Source organism: Myxococcus sp. AM011 (assembly GCF_013372595.1).
Classification (GTDB): Bacteria; Myxococcota; Myxococcia; order Myxococcales; family Myxococcaceae; genus Myxococcus; species Myxococcus eversor.
Genome location: NZ_JABXEM010000007.1, coordinates 12,793 through 28,512, shown reverse-complemented (window position 1 = coordinate 28,512; position 15,720 = coordinate 12,793). Strand labels below are relative to the sequence as shown.

Annotated in this window: 9 protein-coding genes; 4 read left to right on the top strand and 5 right to left on the bottom strand. The window is 69.7% G+C overall.

Annotated elements, in window-relative coordinates:
• Positions 1 to 5: 5 nt before the first annotated feature.
• From HUW62_RS02725 to HUW62_RS02715, 3 genes are all read right to left on the bottom strand, one after another.
• Complete coding sequence (locus HUW62_RS02725) at positions 6 to 386, bottom strand: hypothetical protein (protein WP_163865645.1); 381 nt, start codon at positions 384 to 386, stop codon at positions 6 to 8.
• Between the two features lie 85 nt (positions 387 to 471).
• Entirely contained in the window at positions 472 to 966 is a 495-nt protein-coding gene (locus HUW62_RS02720) for a hypothetical protein (protein WP_163865646.1), read from the bottom strand.
• Positions 967 to 1,266: 300 nt separating this feature from the next.
• The gene (locus tag HUW62_RS02715) at positions 1,267 to 1,701 is read right to left on the bottom strand and encodes a hypothetical protein (protein ID WP_163865647.1); all 435 of its coding nucleotides are present in this window, start codon (positions 1,699 to 1,701) and stop codon (positions 1,267 to 1,269) included.
• A 340-nt stretch (positions 1,702 to 2,041) separates the two neighbouring features.
• Between HUW62_RS02715 and HUW62_RS02710 the strand changes: the two genes are divergently transcribed.
• The 3 genes from HUW62_RS02710 (at position 2,042) to HUW62_RS02700 (ending at position 5,622) form a co-directional block, all read left to right on the top strand.
• Positions 2,042 to 3,514 carry a hypothetical protein gene (locus HUW62_RS02710; protein WP_176433474.1) on the top strand — a complete coding sequence of 491 codons (1,473 nt, stop codon included), beginning with the start codon at positions 2,042 to 2,044 and terminating at the stop codon, positions 3,512 to 3,514.
• Positions 3,515 to 3,610: 96 nt separating this feature from the next.
• Complete coding sequence (locus tag HUW62_RS02705) at positions 3,611 to 4,321, top strand: Bax inhibitor-1/YccA family protein (protein WP_163865649.1); 711 nt, start codon at positions 3,611 to 3,613, stop codon at positions 4,319 to 4,321.
• Between the two features lie 146 nt (positions 4,322 to 4,467).
• On the top strand, positions 4,468 to 5,622 hold the full coding sequence (locus tag HUW62_RS02700) for a lytic polysaccharide monooxygenase (RefSeq protein ID WP_176433473.1): 1,155 nt from the start codon (positions 4,468 to 4,470) through the stop codon (positions 5,620 to 5,622).
• 72 nt (positions 5,623 to 5,694) lie between these two features.
• Here HUW62_RS02700 and HUW62_RS02695 read toward each other — a convergent pair whose 3' ends face one another.
• A complete protein-coding gene (locus tag HUW62_RS02695) occupies positions 5,695 to 6,036 on the bottom strand; it encodes a ferredoxin (RefSeq protein WP_163865651.1) in 342 nt (113 codons plus the stop codon).
• A gap of 604 nt (positions 6,037 to 6,640) precedes the next feature.
• On the opposite strand from HUW62_RS02695, the gene HUW62_RS02690 reads away from it, so the two are divergent.
• Complete coding sequence (locus tag HUW62_RS02690) at positions 6,641 to 9,433, top strand: vitamin B12-dependent ribonucleotide reductase (protein ID WP_176433472.1); 2,793 nt, start codon at positions 6,641 to 6,643, stop codon at positions 9,431 to 9,433.
• 207 nt (positions 9,434 to 9,640) lie between these two features.
• Here the strand turns inward: HUW62_RS02690 and HUW62_RS02685 are convergent, their stop codons facing one another.
• On the bottom strand, positions 9,641 to 15,496 hold the full coding sequence (locus tag HUW62_RS02685; RefSeq protein ID WP_176433471.1) for a hypothetical protein: 5,856 nt from the start codon (positions 15,494 to 15,496) through the stop codon (positions 9,641 to 9,643).
• Positions 15,497 to 15,720 lie beyond the last annotated feature (224 nt).

Genomic DNA, 15,720 nt, shown 5'->3' with positions numbered 1-15,720 from the left:
CCGACTCAGCTCGCGGACTTCTTCGCGGGGCCGGCGCGAACGGCCGCGTCACCGAACAGCGCCTTGGGGTCCACCGCGCCACTCCCCTTCTTGGTGAGCACCGCGTTGACGGCCCGCACCAGCTTGCCGCGCACGCGACGCGGCAGCGGCAGGTCCGCGAGCGCCGCCTGGAGCTGCTGCTCGCTCACGCCCCTGCCACTCTTCGGCTTGGCCAGTGACAGCTCCGCGTAGCTCTTGCCCTGCGTGTCCTTGTCGCGCCGCTTGTCGGAGCGCTTGCGCTTCAAGGCGCGGTCGGTGTCGGCCTGGGCCTCCAACTGGCGCGACAGGCGCAGCAGCGTGTCGGAGGCAATCTGCTTCTCGGTCAGGAACTGCTGAAAGGCTCCCATGTTCTTCGTCTCCAGGAGGGGCCGGCGCCAGGGCCGACCCCGGATTCGGGGTGAAGCGCCGGGGCAACGCGCCCCGGGCTCGCGGCTAGTGCTCGTGGCCCTCGTGCGACGCCTCCTCGATGACGAGGTTGACGGACGCCGCCGACGTGGGACCGAAGGTGAGGGTGTGCGTGCCGACCGTCAGCGGGACGATGTGCCGCCCCTTGATTTCGGTGCAGGTCTCGGAGCTCTTGGTGCTCTCCTCGATCTCCACCGCCGCGCCGCTGCTGTCGGTGATGGACACGGGGACGTCCGCGCTGGTGAAGAAGACGTAGTCCGTGGCCTCCGACGCGGCGAACGACACCGAGCCAGAGCGGCCGCCCGTGCCGTCCACCAGCGTGATGTCGTAGCGGCGGTGGTTGTTGGCCACCGTCGGAGGCGTGCCCGTGAGGGTGGCGAGGACGGCGACGGCCGGGCCCTCGCGCAGGTGCTCGCACCCCTCGACGTCGACATTCTCCTCGGGCGCCTCGTCATCATCGCCGCAGGCGGCGGACAGGAGCGCGGTGGACATCAGGAGGGCGGCCAGAAGCTTCTTGTTCATGTGTGTAGCTCCACGTGGATGGACATCAGGTCCCCAGCCACCAACGCCGCCACGAACCCCGCCCAGGGAGGCGGAGCCAGAACGGACACCGGGGGCGGGGTGGGAATCGCGCGGAACGCGCGCGACACGGAGGGCGAGAGCGTGCACGCAGGGGAAACGAGCCATCCGGCGGCGCGTCGCGCGGTGGCTGGCGCACGGCTCCATTTTCGCGGAACCGGACGTCAGTCAGAGGCCACGGACCGCGGCCTCCTCACGGCATGACTGTGCCGGGAGCGACGGACGCGTACCCTGGGTGGTGTCTCAGGCGCGAGGCGGAGAGGCCTTGGGGGCCAGGTGCAACCGGGCGACAGGCTCCGCTTGGAAGCGGAACACCGCCAGCGCCGGCGAGGAACGGGTGGGCACGCGCGCAAGGACAGACGTGCCCTCCACCGGAGGCGGGGCCTCTCGGCGGATCAACATGTGAAGACAATGCGCCTCGGCGCCATGACTCGCGGGCGCATCCTCACGGGACGCCAGCCGCACGTCGTCGAAGGACTCCTCCACGACGGGCGCCAGGTGCGAGCCACCCTCCTCCACGTGGACCACCTCTCCGTGCTCCAAGCACGTCGCGTGCTGGACCAGGGCGAAGTGCAGCACGTTCCCCATGTACGCCAGCGCACACACGGCCACGAGCGGCAGCGCCAGCAGGCGAGACCGGGCGAGACACGAAGACGTTGGAGGGAGGGAGCGGCTCACGGGGGAGGGATTTCCAGCGGTAAACGCAATGCGGTTGTAAGCCAGACGGAGCGCGCGTGCAAGTCACATGGAATGACACACATGCCAGCGCACGCGGCGCGGTGGGACGATGTCAGGCCATGGGCGGACCAGGTGAGCGCACGCCTCCGGCCGGCACGACGCACCCCAGGCGGACACACACGGCAGGTGTGATGGACGAGGCCTCGGGCGGCCAAGACCTCGAGGAGGCGTGCCCTGGGGCGGGACGTGGGGATTCGCGCGGATGGACGGTGGGGGCCGCCGGGAATAGGTTCACCGGCTCCCGGGCGAGTCCCGGGCAAGCCGAGGGACAGAAAGACCCGTGCAAGAGCTCATCGACGTGCTGCGACACCAGGCACGCCACTTCGCGCCCGAGCTGTCACAGCTCGCCTACAAGCGGGGGTTGGCGGTGACGCAGTTGGATGGCACCACCCGGCCCATCCCCATCACCGCCACGCCCGTCATCCTGGATGCCGCGGAGATCCGCCGCCGCGCGGAGCTGTCCGCGCGCCTGTCCTCCGCCACGGTGAAGATGGCGCGCGCCACGCTCGACGGACCCGACGCACACGAGCTCCTGGGCGCGCTGTCCCCGCTCGAGCGCACGCTCGCGGAGCGCACCTGGCGGCAGTCCGAGCGGCTGGCCACGACGCGCGTCGACTACTTCGTGTCGGGCGGCAAGCCCTGGGCGCTGGAAGTCAACGCGACCATTCCGGCCATGCAGGGCTACTCGGACATCGCGGCCCGCTCGTTCATCGAGGTGGTGGCCCGGCACTTCCGCTACCCGGAGAAGGCGCTGGCCTCGCTGCTGGCCCTCAACGGCAGCAACGCACTGGCGCTGTACCGCGCGCTCCTGGATGGCTACGCCGCCGAGCGGCCCGGAAAGTTCCCCGACACGGTGGCCCTGCTGTGCCGCCGCAACGACGCGCAGATCTCCGAGCTGCGCTGGCTGTGCGAGCGCTTCCGTGAAATGGGCGCCGACGCGGACGTGGTCCATCCGGACGAGGTCTCCGGCGACGACGCCTTCGAGGTGCGCGGCAAGAAGTACGACCTCGTCTACCGCCACCTCTTCGTGCGGCGGCTGGAGCAGTCGCCGTCTCCGTGGGTGGAGGACTTCCTCTCCACCGTGCCCGGCAAGAAGGCCGTGTTCCTCAACCCACCCGCGTCGCAGGTGGAGGCGAAGTCGACGTTCGCCCGGCTCTCACAGGCGCTCGCGGAGCCCGCGCTCGCCCAGGCCGCCGGCCTCACCGACGACGAGCTGGAGGCGGTGCGGACCTCCGTGCCGTGGACGCGGGTCTTCCGCGCTGGGCCCGCCACGGGTCCGGATGGTGGGCGACTGGACGACCTGGTCGCCGAAGTCGCGCGGACGCCCGCCCGCTTCGTGCTCAAGCGGGCCTGGGACTACGGCGGCAAGGCGGTATTCCTCGGTCGCTCGGAGGGCACGGTGCCCTACTCGGAGCGGGTGACGGCCGCGTATGGCGAGCTGCTCGCCTGGCCGGAGCTGTGTGCTCGCGCCGCGTCGGACACGACGGGTGGTGGCTTCGTGGTGCAGCAGATTGTCGACTCGCCTCCGGAGGACCACCTGCTCTGCGAGCCGAACGGGACGGTGCTTCCCACCTCGTTCTTCGTCGACTACTCGGCATATGCCTCCGTGGGGCTGGCGAAGCAGCCTGCCTGGGGGGGCGTGTGCCGGGGCTCCATGGCGGAAATCGTGAATATCGTGGGCGGCGGCGGCGTGTTGCCCCTCATCACCACCGAGGTCGCCTCGAAGCTTTTGCTCGCGTGGAAGGCGATTTAAGGGAAGGTTCCAACGGGGTCCGGGCACGCCCCGGACGAAGACGCTATAAGCAGTGCCGCCGCCGGGCGGGAGCTCCGGCGCGAAAGGATACGATTCATGGCCTGGGAAACTTCCGGATGGCAGACGGCCGAGAGCGACTCGGCCCACTCCGTGCTGGTGCAGGAGTCGAAGCGCGCGTTCATGACGCGTGTACATGGGTGGATGTTCGCGGGGCTGCTCGTCACGGGCGTGATGGCCCTGCTGACGCTGAGCAACGAGACGCTCTTGCGCACGGTCATCGACTGGCGCCTGGGCTTCATGATCGCTCAGGTGGGCGCGGTGCTCGCGCTGTCGTTCCTCGCGCCGCGCCTGTCCGGCCCGGTGGCCGCGACGATGTTCCTCGGCTACTCGGCGCTCACGGGGATGACGTTCGCCATCCTCTTCCTCGTCTACACGGCGGGCAGCATCGCGCAGGCGTTCTTCCTGACGGCGGGCGTCTACGGCGCCATGGCCCTCTACGGCACCATCACCAAGAAGGACCTGAGCGCGTGGGGCACCTTCCTCTTCATGGGCCTCATCGGCGTGGTGCTGGCGAGCGTCGTCAACATCTTCATGCGCAGTGACATGATGTCCTTCGTCGTCGCCTGCGCCTCCGTCCTCGTCTTCGCGGGCCTGACGGCGTACGACACGCAGAAGCTGCGGGAGATGCACGCCAACAGCGGCTACAGCAGCGCCGCCACGGTGAGCATCGTCGGCGCGCTGACGCTGTACCTGGACTTCATCAACCTGTTCCTCGCCATCCTCCGGCTGATGGGTCGCCGCCGGTAGTCGGCCAGTCGACAGTTCCAGCCGAACGCCGGGCAAGCGGCGGCGCGTTCCCTCTGCGGACCGCGTCGCCGCTTTTTCGTTTTCAAAGCGTTGACCCGATTTCCGGCCTTCCTTCCTCCATCCATCCGCACCGGAGGAAACCCACAATGTTCAGGCCCCTCGCGTCATCACTCGTCGTGCTGTCCCTGCTGTCCGCCAGTCTGGCGTCAGCGCACGGCTCCATGGAGGTCCCCCTCAGCCGCGTCTACAGCTGCTTCAAGGAGGGTCCCGAGTCGCCCAAGTCCGCGGCGTGCAAGGCCGCCATCCAATCCGGAGGCACGCAGGCGCTCTATGATTGGAACGGCGTGCGGCAGGGCGCGGCCAACGGCCGGCACCGTGAGCTCATCGCCGACGGCAAGCTGTGCAGCGCCGCCAACGAGAGCCACAAGGGCCTGGACCTGGCGCGCACGGACTGGCCCGCGCCCCTCATCGCCCCCGACGCCAGCAACCGCTTCGAGTTCATCTTCCACGCGACGGCGCTGCACGCGACGGCCTACTTCCACCTGTACGTCACGAAGGAGGGCTACAACCCGGCGCTGCCGCTGAAGTGGAGCGACCTGGACGCCACCCCCTTCTGCACGCTGACGGGGAACGCGCTGCAGTCGAACAACCGCTACCGCTTCACGTGTCCCTTCCCCCAGGGCCGCACGGGGCAGCACGTCATCTATGCCATCTGGCAGCGCGCTGACAGCCCGGAGGCCTTCTACTCGTGCAGCGACGTGAAGTTCAGCAACACGCCGCCGCCGCCCACGTCATGGAAGGAGCTGGGCGCGGTGCAGGCCCGCGAGGACCTGCCGGCCCGGAGCAAGGTGACGCTGCGCCTGTTCAACAGTGGCGGGAGTGACGCGGAGACGCACCCGCTCCAGCTCGACTCGGCCACGCCCGCGGCCACGTGGATGTACCTGCTGGCCCAGCGGGTGAACGCCAGCTCCAGCCGCGTGCAGGTGGGTGAGCTGCAGTCGACCGGCGTCGTCAACCCCGTCAACAGCGCCACCGGCAACCGCGTCTACTCGCGCGAGGCGAGCGACAGCTTCCAGTTGGACATCGAGAAGCCCTCGGGCGGCGGCGGTGGAGACCCGGCGGAGTACACGTATCCCAATGGCATCTCCAACTACGTGGCGGGAACGCTCGTCCAGGGGACGAACGGGAGCGTCTACCGCTGCAAGCCCTTCCCCTACTCGGGCTGGTGCCAGGGCTCGGCGCCGTACTACGCGCCGGGCACGGGCAGCCACTGGGGCGACGCGTGGGAGTTCGTGCGCTGAAGCGGAGCAGGTCCGCAATCACGTCGCCCTGAGCCAGCTTCGCGACACCCGAGGGCGGGGAGCCGACAGTCGTCAGCTCTCCGCCTTCTCCTTTCGCGCGAAGGGCATCACCAGCCGCGCCACCGGGCGGCCATTCATGAGGTGCTCCTCGACGATTTCGGGCACGTCCTCCACCTTCACTCCGCCGTACCAGGTGCCCTCCGGGTAGACGACCACGGAGACGCCGAAGGAGCAGGTGTCGAGGCACCCGGCCGCGTTGGCGCGCATCCGCCCCTTCACCCCGCGCTTGTCCAGCTCCGCCTTGAAGGCCGCGCGCACCTCCTCCGCGCCCTTGGAGGCGCAGCATCCCTTCGGATTCCCATCCGGGCGGCGGTTGGTGCAGACAAAGACGTGGCTCTGGAACGGAGGAGGCATGAGCGCCTCCTAACGCGCCGGTCCGCCGAAATCGACCCCCACCTGTCCGCCGGACAACGCACCGAACAGGCGGCCAGATGACGAATCGGACCTCCGCCCCTAGCGAGCTACAGGGCTGATGCACAGACTTTCAGCAAACGTCCCCCAGTGATCACGCTCGTTTGCGCCGGAGTGACGCTACATGTCTCGCCAGTTGTTATCAGTAAAGGTAGAGCCCCTATTTACATGGCGCGACGGCGGCCTTAGATCTCGCCCTCGCGGTCGCGCGTGCTACAGGCCGCTACGCCTTTCCCCCGCACCGAGGCTCGCCTGCAGAGCCCCATTTAGTAGTGTGTGCGACACTTCCCAGCACTACTAATAGGGTCAGTCCGGTTCTTGATCACTCGCGCCTAAACACGTATTGATCCGGCCGCCCGGCCAGCGGCCAGGCAATCTCCCCATCTGGAGTCCGGGGCCCCTGCCCCGCCACGAAACGCTTCGCGAGTCCACTCCGGAGTCGTCCACGCCAGTCCGTGTGACGTCCCTGGAACCTTCGGAATCTCGCGCCCTTAGCGTTTCGCAAAATTTTGCATTCCAACCCAGAGTGAATTCGGAGGGTGGCGACATGGAGAAGGAGCTGAGTGCGAAGCCCATGGTGAGCGGGAAGGAGCGGCGGGCCGGGCGCGGCAAGGTGAAGGTCGCCGCGACGGGGCTGAGCGTGGAGCGCTACTTCACGACGCCTGGGGTGGACCCGGCGGACGAGCTCGCGTGGGAGTACCGCAGCGCGAGCATCACCGGTGAGGATGGCAAGGCGGTCTTCGAGCAGAAGAACATCGAGGTCCCCCGCTCCTGGTCGATGCTGGCGACGAACGTCGTGGCGTCGAAGTATTTCCGCGGCACGCCGGGGACGGCGGAGCGCGAGACGAGCGTGCGCAAGCTGGTGGCGCGCGTGGTGGACACCCTGGCGCGCTGGGGCGTGGAGGGGGGCTACTTCTCCACCGAGGCGGCCCGCGAGACGTTCCACGCGGAGCTGACGCACCTGCTCCTGCGGCAGAAGGCGTCGTTCAACTCGCCTGTCTGGTTCAACGTGGGCGTGGAGGCGCAGCCGCAGTGCTCGGCGTGTTTCATCAACAGCGTGGATGACTCCATGGAGTCCATCCTCACGCTGGCGCGCACGGAGGGCATGCTCTTCAAGTACGGCAGCGGCACGGGCAGCAACCTGTCCAGCATCCGGGGCAGCAAGGAGCTGTTGGCCGGCGGTGGCACCGCGTCCGGTCCGGTGTCGTTCATGCGCGGCTTCGACGCCTTCGCCGGGGTCATCAAGAGCGGCGGCAAGACGCGCCGCGCGGCGAAGATGGTCATCCTCAACGCGGACCACCCGGACGTGCTCGAGTTCATCCGGTGCAAGTCCCACGAGGAGAGGAAGGCCTGGGCGCTCATCGAGGCCGGGTATGACCCGTCCTTCAACGGCGAGGCGTACTCGTCGGTGTTCTTCCAGAACTCGAACAACTCGGTGCGCGTCACCGACGACTTCATGAAGGCCGTCGTCAGCGACGGGCCGTGGCAGACGCGCGCGGTGAAGGATGGCCAGCCGCTGGAGACCCTGCGGGCGCGGGCCGTGTTCCGCGAAATCGCCGAGGCCGCGCACCTGTGCGGCGACCCGGGGATGCAGTTCGACACGACGGTGAACCACTGGCACACGTGCTCGGGCACGGCGCGCATCAACGCGTCCAACCCGTGCTCGGAGTACATGTTCCTGGACGATTCGGCGTGCAACCTGGCGTCGCTGAACCTGATGCACTTCCGCGACATCGCCGGCGACTTCGACGTGCCCGCCTTCAAGCACGCGGTGGACGTGCTCCTGCTCGCGCAGGAGATCATCGTCGGCTTCTCGCGCTACCCCACCGAGCGCATCGGCAAGAACAGCCACGACTACCGGCCGCTGGGACTGGGCTTCGCGAACCTGGGCGCGCTGCTGATGGCGTCCGGCCTGCCGTATGACTCCGACGCGGGCCGCAACTACGCGGCGGCCATCACCTCGCTGATGTGCGGCGAGGCGTACGCGATGAGCGCGCGCATGGCGGAGAAGCAGGGCCCGTTCGCCGGCTACGCGAAGAACGCGGAACCGATGCTGGGCGTCATCCGCAAGCACCGCAAGGCGGCGTACAACGTCCCCTCGCAGGGCGTGACGTCGGAGCTGCACGCGGCGCAGAAGGCGGCGTGGGACGCGGCGCTGGCGCTCGGCGAGGTGCACGGCTTCCGCAACAGCCAGGTGACGGTGCTGGCGCCCACGGGGACCATCGGCTTCATGATGGACTGCGACACCACGGGCATCGAACCCGACATCGCGCTCATCAAGTACAAGAAGCTGGTGGGCGGCGGGATGTTGAAGATCGTCAACCAGACGGTGCCGCAGGCGCTGGAGAAGCTGGGTTATCCGCAGACGCAGGCGCAGGACATCATCAGCGCCCTGGACAAGGCGGACACGATTGAAGGCGCTCCCCATCTGAAGGCCGAGCACCTGTCGGTGTTCGACTGCGCGTTCAAGCCGGCGAACGGCTCGCGCAGCATCCACTGGATGGGCCACATCCAGATGATGGAGGCCTGCCAGCCGTTCCTCTCCGGCGCCATCTCCAAGACGGTGAACATGCCGTCGGACTCCACGGTGGGGGACATCGAGAAGGCCTACATGGAGTCGTGGAAGCGCGGCCTGAAGGCGGTGGCCGTGTACCGTGACGGGTGCAAGCGCACGCAGCCGTTGAACACGTCGAAGGAGTCGGTGAAGGACACGCGCAAGGCCCCGGTGGCCGCCGCCGTCGTCGAGCCCGCGGTGAAGCCCGAGCCTCGCGCGGTGCGGCGCCGGCTGCCGGACGAGCGGCGCTCCATCACCCACAAGTTCTCCATTGGCGGCCATGAGGGTTACCTCACGGTGGGCATGTATGAGGACGGGGCGCCGGGCGAGCTGTTCATCGTCATGGCGAAGGAGGGCTCGGTGGTCAGCGGGCTGATGGACAGCTTCGCCACCAGCATCTCCCTGGCGCTCCAGTACGGCGTGCCGCTCAAGGTGATGGTCGACAAGCTGAGCCACACGCGCTTCGAGCCGAGCGGCTTCACGGGCAACCCCGCCATCCCCATCGCCAAGTCCATCACCGACTACATCTTCCGGTGGCTGGAGCTGAAGTTCCTGCCGAACGAGGACGCGGTGGAGGACGCCATCCTCGCTCCGGCGGACGCGCCGGCGACGAAGCCCGCGCTGCCCGCGCAGGTGGCCTCGCTGTCGCTCCCCGCGCAGAACACCCGCGCGACGTGGCTCAACCAGGCGGACGCCCCGCCCTGCCACACCTGCGGCGCCATCATGGTGCGCAGCGGCGCCTGCTATAAGTGCGGCAACTGCGGCGCCACCAGCGGCTGCAGCTGAGCGCGGAAGACGAACATCCGCGGTGACGAGGGCTCCGGAGCCGATGGTTCCGGGGCCCTCGCCGTCTTTCGCCGCCCGTCCGCGCGAAGCCCGCGCCCCGGTCAATGGCCGGCGGGCCCCGGTGTCGGGATGAACGCTTCGTCGGGAGTGGCGGGGGTGAGCGCGAGGCCCGTGGATGACGGACCTCGCGCGGCGCTACCGCGAAGCTCAGTCCGCGCGTGACGCGGGGAGACGGTCGTAGACCTCCGACGCCTTGGCGGACACGCGCGTCAATTCATCGAGCGTCGTGGTGGCCACGGGCTCGCCACCCGAGTCCGCGATGACGAAGGCCACGGGGCGCCCGCGAGCGCGGATGGGCATGACGAGCAGGCGCGACGACGGGCCACCGAGCGCGGAGAAGATGGCCTCGTCCTGGACGCAGGATGGCGTGTCGAAGCTGCTGGGCCCGAGCTGCCCCAGCGAGGACATCAGGAGCGAGGGCGCCTCCAGGTCCACCTTGAGCGCGGAGACCTGGGGGCTGTCGCTTCCCGGTCCCCAGGCATGCCCGACGCGCACGAGCCCGAAGCTCTCGCCCAGCAGGAAGGCCCGCTGGAAGCGTCCGGCGCAGTACGCGAGCAGCACCTTGCCGAGCACGCCCTGTGTTCCCACGTCCTCCAGGGCCGTGAGCACCTGCTCCGCCGACACCGTAGGGCCCTCGCTTCCCGTCCCCGTGGGAGCATCCGACGCGGCCAGGAGCGCGGTCAGCGCCTCCGACTGCTCGCGGGCCTGGGGCTGCCAGGGCTGCTGGATGAAGTCCCAGGCGGAGGCGAGGGGCAGTTCACTCGAGGAGGCTCCCGCCGGCGCCGCGCGAGGCACCGCGCCGTCGAGGTCCACCGCGCGGTCATCCCACGTGTTCTCCGCGACATGACCGATGGTGCCGCTGCCATCGGAGCCCTGCCACCCCACGAACTCCCAGGTCGAGGCGAGTTGCATGGGCGAGTCATCCGTGGCGGGCAGGTCATCAAGCTCGATGGGCGCGCGCCGCGTGGCAACGGGACGAAGTGCCGGCGTGGAGGGCACGGGCTCCACGGACCCGGATGGCCCAGGGATGAGGGCCCCCGAGGACTCCGCGTTCGCCGCACGGACCGCGTCCAGTGAGACGACGGTGGCCTCCGTGGACACCTGTGACTCCATGGCGATGGTGGATGACGGTCCGGCTTCTTTTGAGGCGTCGTCTCGTGCGGTGGAGCCGGACTCCGTGCCTCTGGGGTCACTGGAATGCTGGAGGTCGGGTGTCTCCAAATCACTGGCGGCGACAGAGGAAGGCTTGCTCGCGGAATCGGGGAGCACCGTGGTGAGCGATGTGTCGGCACCGCGCTGAGTCGTGGCTCCGACGTGTGAAGACGGCTCGCCATGCGACGCGAGCATGCTGCCGGCGGCCTCCAGCTCGAGCGACTCGCTGATATCCTCATCGCCCGTGATGACCTTCGGCTGAAGGGCAGCGTCCGACGTGGGGGGCTCGTGCTGTTCGTGGGCACGGCCCGTGTTGCTCGGCACGGACCTCACGAGCTTCCAGGGCTCACCCTCGATTGTGGAGCTGGAGTCTTGCGCGCCGTGAGAGGAGTCCACGGAGCCCGTGGGACTGACATCGAGCGTCGAGGCTGATTCGAGGCCCAGGTCCAGGTAGGCGACGCTCGTCGCCTCCGTGGCGGAGGGAGACTGCTCGCTCGATGGGGAGGGATTCGCGTCGGACGAGTCCGCCATGCCCCAAGGGTCCGTGGACGTCGAGCCTCGTGGACCTGATGGAAGCGGTCCCTCGCCCTGCTCCACTGCCGACGGTGGCCCTGCGTGCGCGGACGCCGGTTCGGTGGAGGTGTCTGGTTCCGGAGCCCTGGGCGCCGCGCCTTCGGAGGCCGCGACTTCGGGCGACACTTGAGGAGCGACGAGCACGACGTCGGACGAGGTCCCTGCTGTCTCGGACGAGACGTGCTCGCTGGCGTCTCCGGTCGACGCGCCGGGCTCGAAGGTCGCGGTCTGGGATGGAGGCGCTTCGGTCGAAGCAATCAGCAGCGTGGTGGGCTCTTCGGGTACGGCACCTGTGGTCGCACTGGCGGCGACTGTCTCGACGGTGGGGACCAGGACATCACGTGACGGGGTGGTCTCGGAGGAATCCACGCCGCGAGTTGACGCGGTCTCGGACCTGGTGACTTCGGTTGAGGTCGCGAGGGGCACCGGGGCGGCGAGCAAACCGGCCTGAGAGAGAGCGTCACTCGCGACCGACGCCGCGGTTGCCTCATGAGCCAGCGCGGGCGTCAGGACTTCTGGATTCGCGACCACCACGTGCTGCTCGGTGGCGGGGAGTGCAGTCGCGGATGCGGTCGAGACGGGCTTCTCGAACGCAGCGCTTCCGTGCACCCCTTCTGGCAGCCCGAAAGCACCTTCTGTTGCAGGCCCCTCGCTGCCATCCGACGACACGAAGGCCTCGGCCGCGACGACTGGGGTAGAACCTTCGGTCGTGGCGGGCACTGACGACGCGACATCGAGTAGCGCGGCTTCGCTCGCGAGGCTCCCCGAGGAGGGCGCGTCCGTCACGCCGTCAGGCGAGGCAACCATCGAGGCATCGACATCGAGCGCGCCCGCCTCACTGGCGATGTTCCCTGACGTCGCCGCCTCCGCCCCGCCGTCACGCGCGGCAATCCTCGGCGCGGGGGCATCGGCCGCACCCGCTTCACGGATGATGCTCCACATGGGGGACGCGGGCTTCGCGGCTTCGCGCGAGGCACCCACCGACGCGCCGGCATCAACCGCACCCGCTTCACTCGCGATGCTCCACGACGTGGACGCCTTCTTCACGGCTTCACGCGCGGCAACCGCCAGCGCTTCAAGTTCATCCGCACTCGTTTCACGGGTGATGCTCCACGACGTGGACGTGACCTTGTTGTCCTCGCGCGGCGCAACCGCCGATGCAGCGACCTCGGGCGCACCCACTTCGCTCGCGACGCTCGGAGACGCTGATGCTCCCGTCGTCACGCTCGCCGCACTGCCTTCACGCTCGGCGACAACCGCCGCGGCGGCAGCGAATGTACTTCCCTCACTCAGCGCGCTCCAAGACCCGGGCGCGTCCGTCACGCGGACTTCGCGCGTCCCGGCAAGTCTGGCGTCCGAGCCAGAGGGCGACGGAAGGCCGACCGCTCCTTCACCCGCGACGGATGCGAGGCCAGACGTCGTGTCCTCCACCCGAGGAACAGACTCCGTTGCCAGTCGCGATTCGCCAGGCCGCTCGGCATCGAGCAGAGAACTCTCACCGGGAGGCACCGGAATGACGACGTCGGTCCCGCGCGGGGGCGTCGGTGCCGTGTTGGGCTGAGCCACCGCCGCAGGTGACGCCCCCGTTGCAGGAGGCACGCCCTTCGGCGCCATGCCCGGCGGTTGAAACCCAGCGCCGCCAGCCTGAGGCACGGCTCCCGCTTGCATGAGCGGTGGAGCTCCAGCCTGCGGCGGACGCTGCATGCCCGGAGGTGGCTGCCCCATGGGACCACTCCCCGCCGAGGCCGGGCGCCCTCCCGCTGCCACATTCGCCCCAGGAGGTCCTCCCTGCGGACCTGGTGCGACGGGAAGGCCCGTTCCCGAGGGAGGCCTCGCTCCCGCCATCCCTGGAGGCACCGCGCCAGGAGGACCCGATACCGCGGGCAGCCCCGAACTCGAAGGCCGTATGCCAGGCGGCACCGCGCCTTGCGGTCCTGGCCCCGAGAGAGGCCGCGCCATCCCCGGAGGAACAGGCCCCTGCGGCCCCGGCACCGAGGGAATCATTCCCGCGCTCGACGGAGGCCGCGTCCCCATCATCCCCGGCGGCACAGGACCTTGAGGTCCCGACGCCATGGGACCACTCGAGCCAACAGCACCCGGTGCGCTCGGTATGCCCGTGCTCGACGGAGGACGCGCGCCCAGCATGCCTGGCGGAACCTGCGCGCCAACCAACCCTGGCGGCCCACCAGGAACAACGGGAGCACCAGGCGGAAGACGAGCCCCCGCCATCCCTGGAGGAACCGGGCCTTGCCCCACAGGAGCACCCACGCCAGCAGGCCCCGGAGGGCCCTGCACCGACGGCATCCCCGCGCTCGACGGAGGCCGTGCTCCCATCATCCCTGGCGGCACGGAACCTTGCGGACCCGACACACCAGGAGCGCTCGTGAGTCCCGGTGCCGGTGGCATCCCCGCGCTCGACGGAGGCCGTGCTCCCATCATCCCTGGCGGCACGGGCCCCTGAGGCCCAGGCCCCACGGGGGCACCAGCAGGACCCGAAGCGCCCTGCACCGGCGGCATCCCCGCGCTCGACGGAGGCCGTGCCCCCGCCATTCCCGGCGGAACCGACCCCTGCACCGGGGGCATGCCAGCACTCGAAGGCCGCGTGCTCACCATTCCGGGCGGCACGGGTCCCGCGCCAACAGGAGTCCCCATGGCCGACGGTGGACGCGCAGCCGGAGGCATCGTTCCCTGCGGCCCTGGAGCCGGCGCCATGGCCGCTCCTGGAGGAGGCCTCGCACCTGGGCCTTGCGGGACCGAGGGCACCCCCGTCCCCGAAGGCGGCCTGCCACCAGGGCCGACCATCCCCGGAGGCACCGCGCCCGACACGGGCGCAGCCTGCTCGAAGGACTGCCCAGGCCGAGCGGCCCCGGCATTCGCAGGCGCACCCGATGGCACCAGTGATGGCGCTCCAGACACAACCGAAGCCCCGACAACCGACGCATCACCGACGCCGGGTCGCGATGCACCAGGCCCACCCGAAGCCCCCACGACCGACGCATCACCGACGCCAGGCCGAACCGCCCCAGCCAGACCCGGCGGCCCCACGACCGACGGAGGAGGCCTCGCTCCGGCGCTTCCAGGCGGAGGCGGCGCTCCACCACCCGCCCCTGGCGCCCGATTCAACCCAGGCGGTTGGTGCGGAGACCACTGCCGCGACACCATTCCCGGCGGCTGCGTGGGACTCCCCCCGGCCCCGTCCGCCACCGAGGCTCCCGGGCCCGCGAACACCGGGCTGCGCGGCGCGGGAGGCTCCACCACCTCCTCCATGACGCCCTCGAGCACCTCCTCCTCGGAATCGACCAACTCCAGTTCCTCGGTGGGGTCTATCTCCTCCGCCGCCTCGAACTCCTCCTCGGGTTCAATCTCCTCCGGAGCGTCCTGCGAGGGAGACATCACGGGGGGCGCCAACCGAGGAGGCCCCGCCGGCGCGAGCCGGGGCGGCCCCTCCGGTCGCGTCATCCCTCGCGCCGCGTCCACGGAGGCGAGCTGAGGTGGCCCCGAGGGCTTCGCCGCCCCCGCGGGCGCCAGCACCGGAGGCCCCGCATCGGGCCGAGCGCTCCCACCAGGCACCAACCCATCACCCGGATTCCCCGCCACGGGCGCGCTCGACGCGCTCCACTGCACGTCCTCCGCCGCCACGTCCTCGGCGTCGTCGCTCAGGAACTGTCCGGGCGCCAGCCCCCCGAAGATTCCCTCCGTCCCCGGCTCCGCACGCACGGGCGCCGGAGGCGGAGCCACGTCGGGCAGAGGAACCATCACCCCGCCGCGCGCCGGTGCCGGAGGAGCCGCCGCGCCCCGAGGCTGCGCCGCGCGCCGCGCCATGCCCATGCTCATGGAGCGCGACTCGCGGCGGATGCCGTAGCGCTGCGCCTGGTATTGGAACAGCCGCAGCTCGGGAGTGATGTGCGGCAGGATGCGCAGGCCCGTGATGAACCCCAGCGCGTCCGTGTGCTGGATTTCGAAGGGGCTCGCCATCGCCACCTTCAGCCGGCGCCCCTCCTGGGCCAACGGGAAGGCCAGGTGCTTCTCCGCGAGCGCCGCCGGCAGCAACGTCAGCGTCGCGTCGGTGACGGCCTCGAAGTCGGCCTCCTGGGCCACCGGGTAGCGCGTCTGCTCCCCCAGCACCATCGCCAGGGTGTCGATGTCCAGGAACTCCAGCTCGACGAGGATGGAGCCCAGCCGCCCACCGTAGATGAGCTGGGCCTTCAGGGCCTCGTCGAGCTGCGCCTGCGTGAGGAGGCCCTTACGGACCAGTATCGCTCCGAGCTTTTCCGCCATGCCCCCCGGAGTCTAGACGGCTTCGCCCCCACTCGGGGCCGACTCCCCGCCTCTCCTTGCGTCATTTTCGGCCCGGCCCCCCGGCGGCTCGCACACAACCCGGCGGCAACAATCGCGCTCCGTGTGAAATCAGACGGGCCTCCGCCGGCCGCCCTCCCCGCGAGGCGGTGTCCTTTCCGCATCCCCAACCCTTCCCCAGCACAAACGCCACCCGCCCCACACAT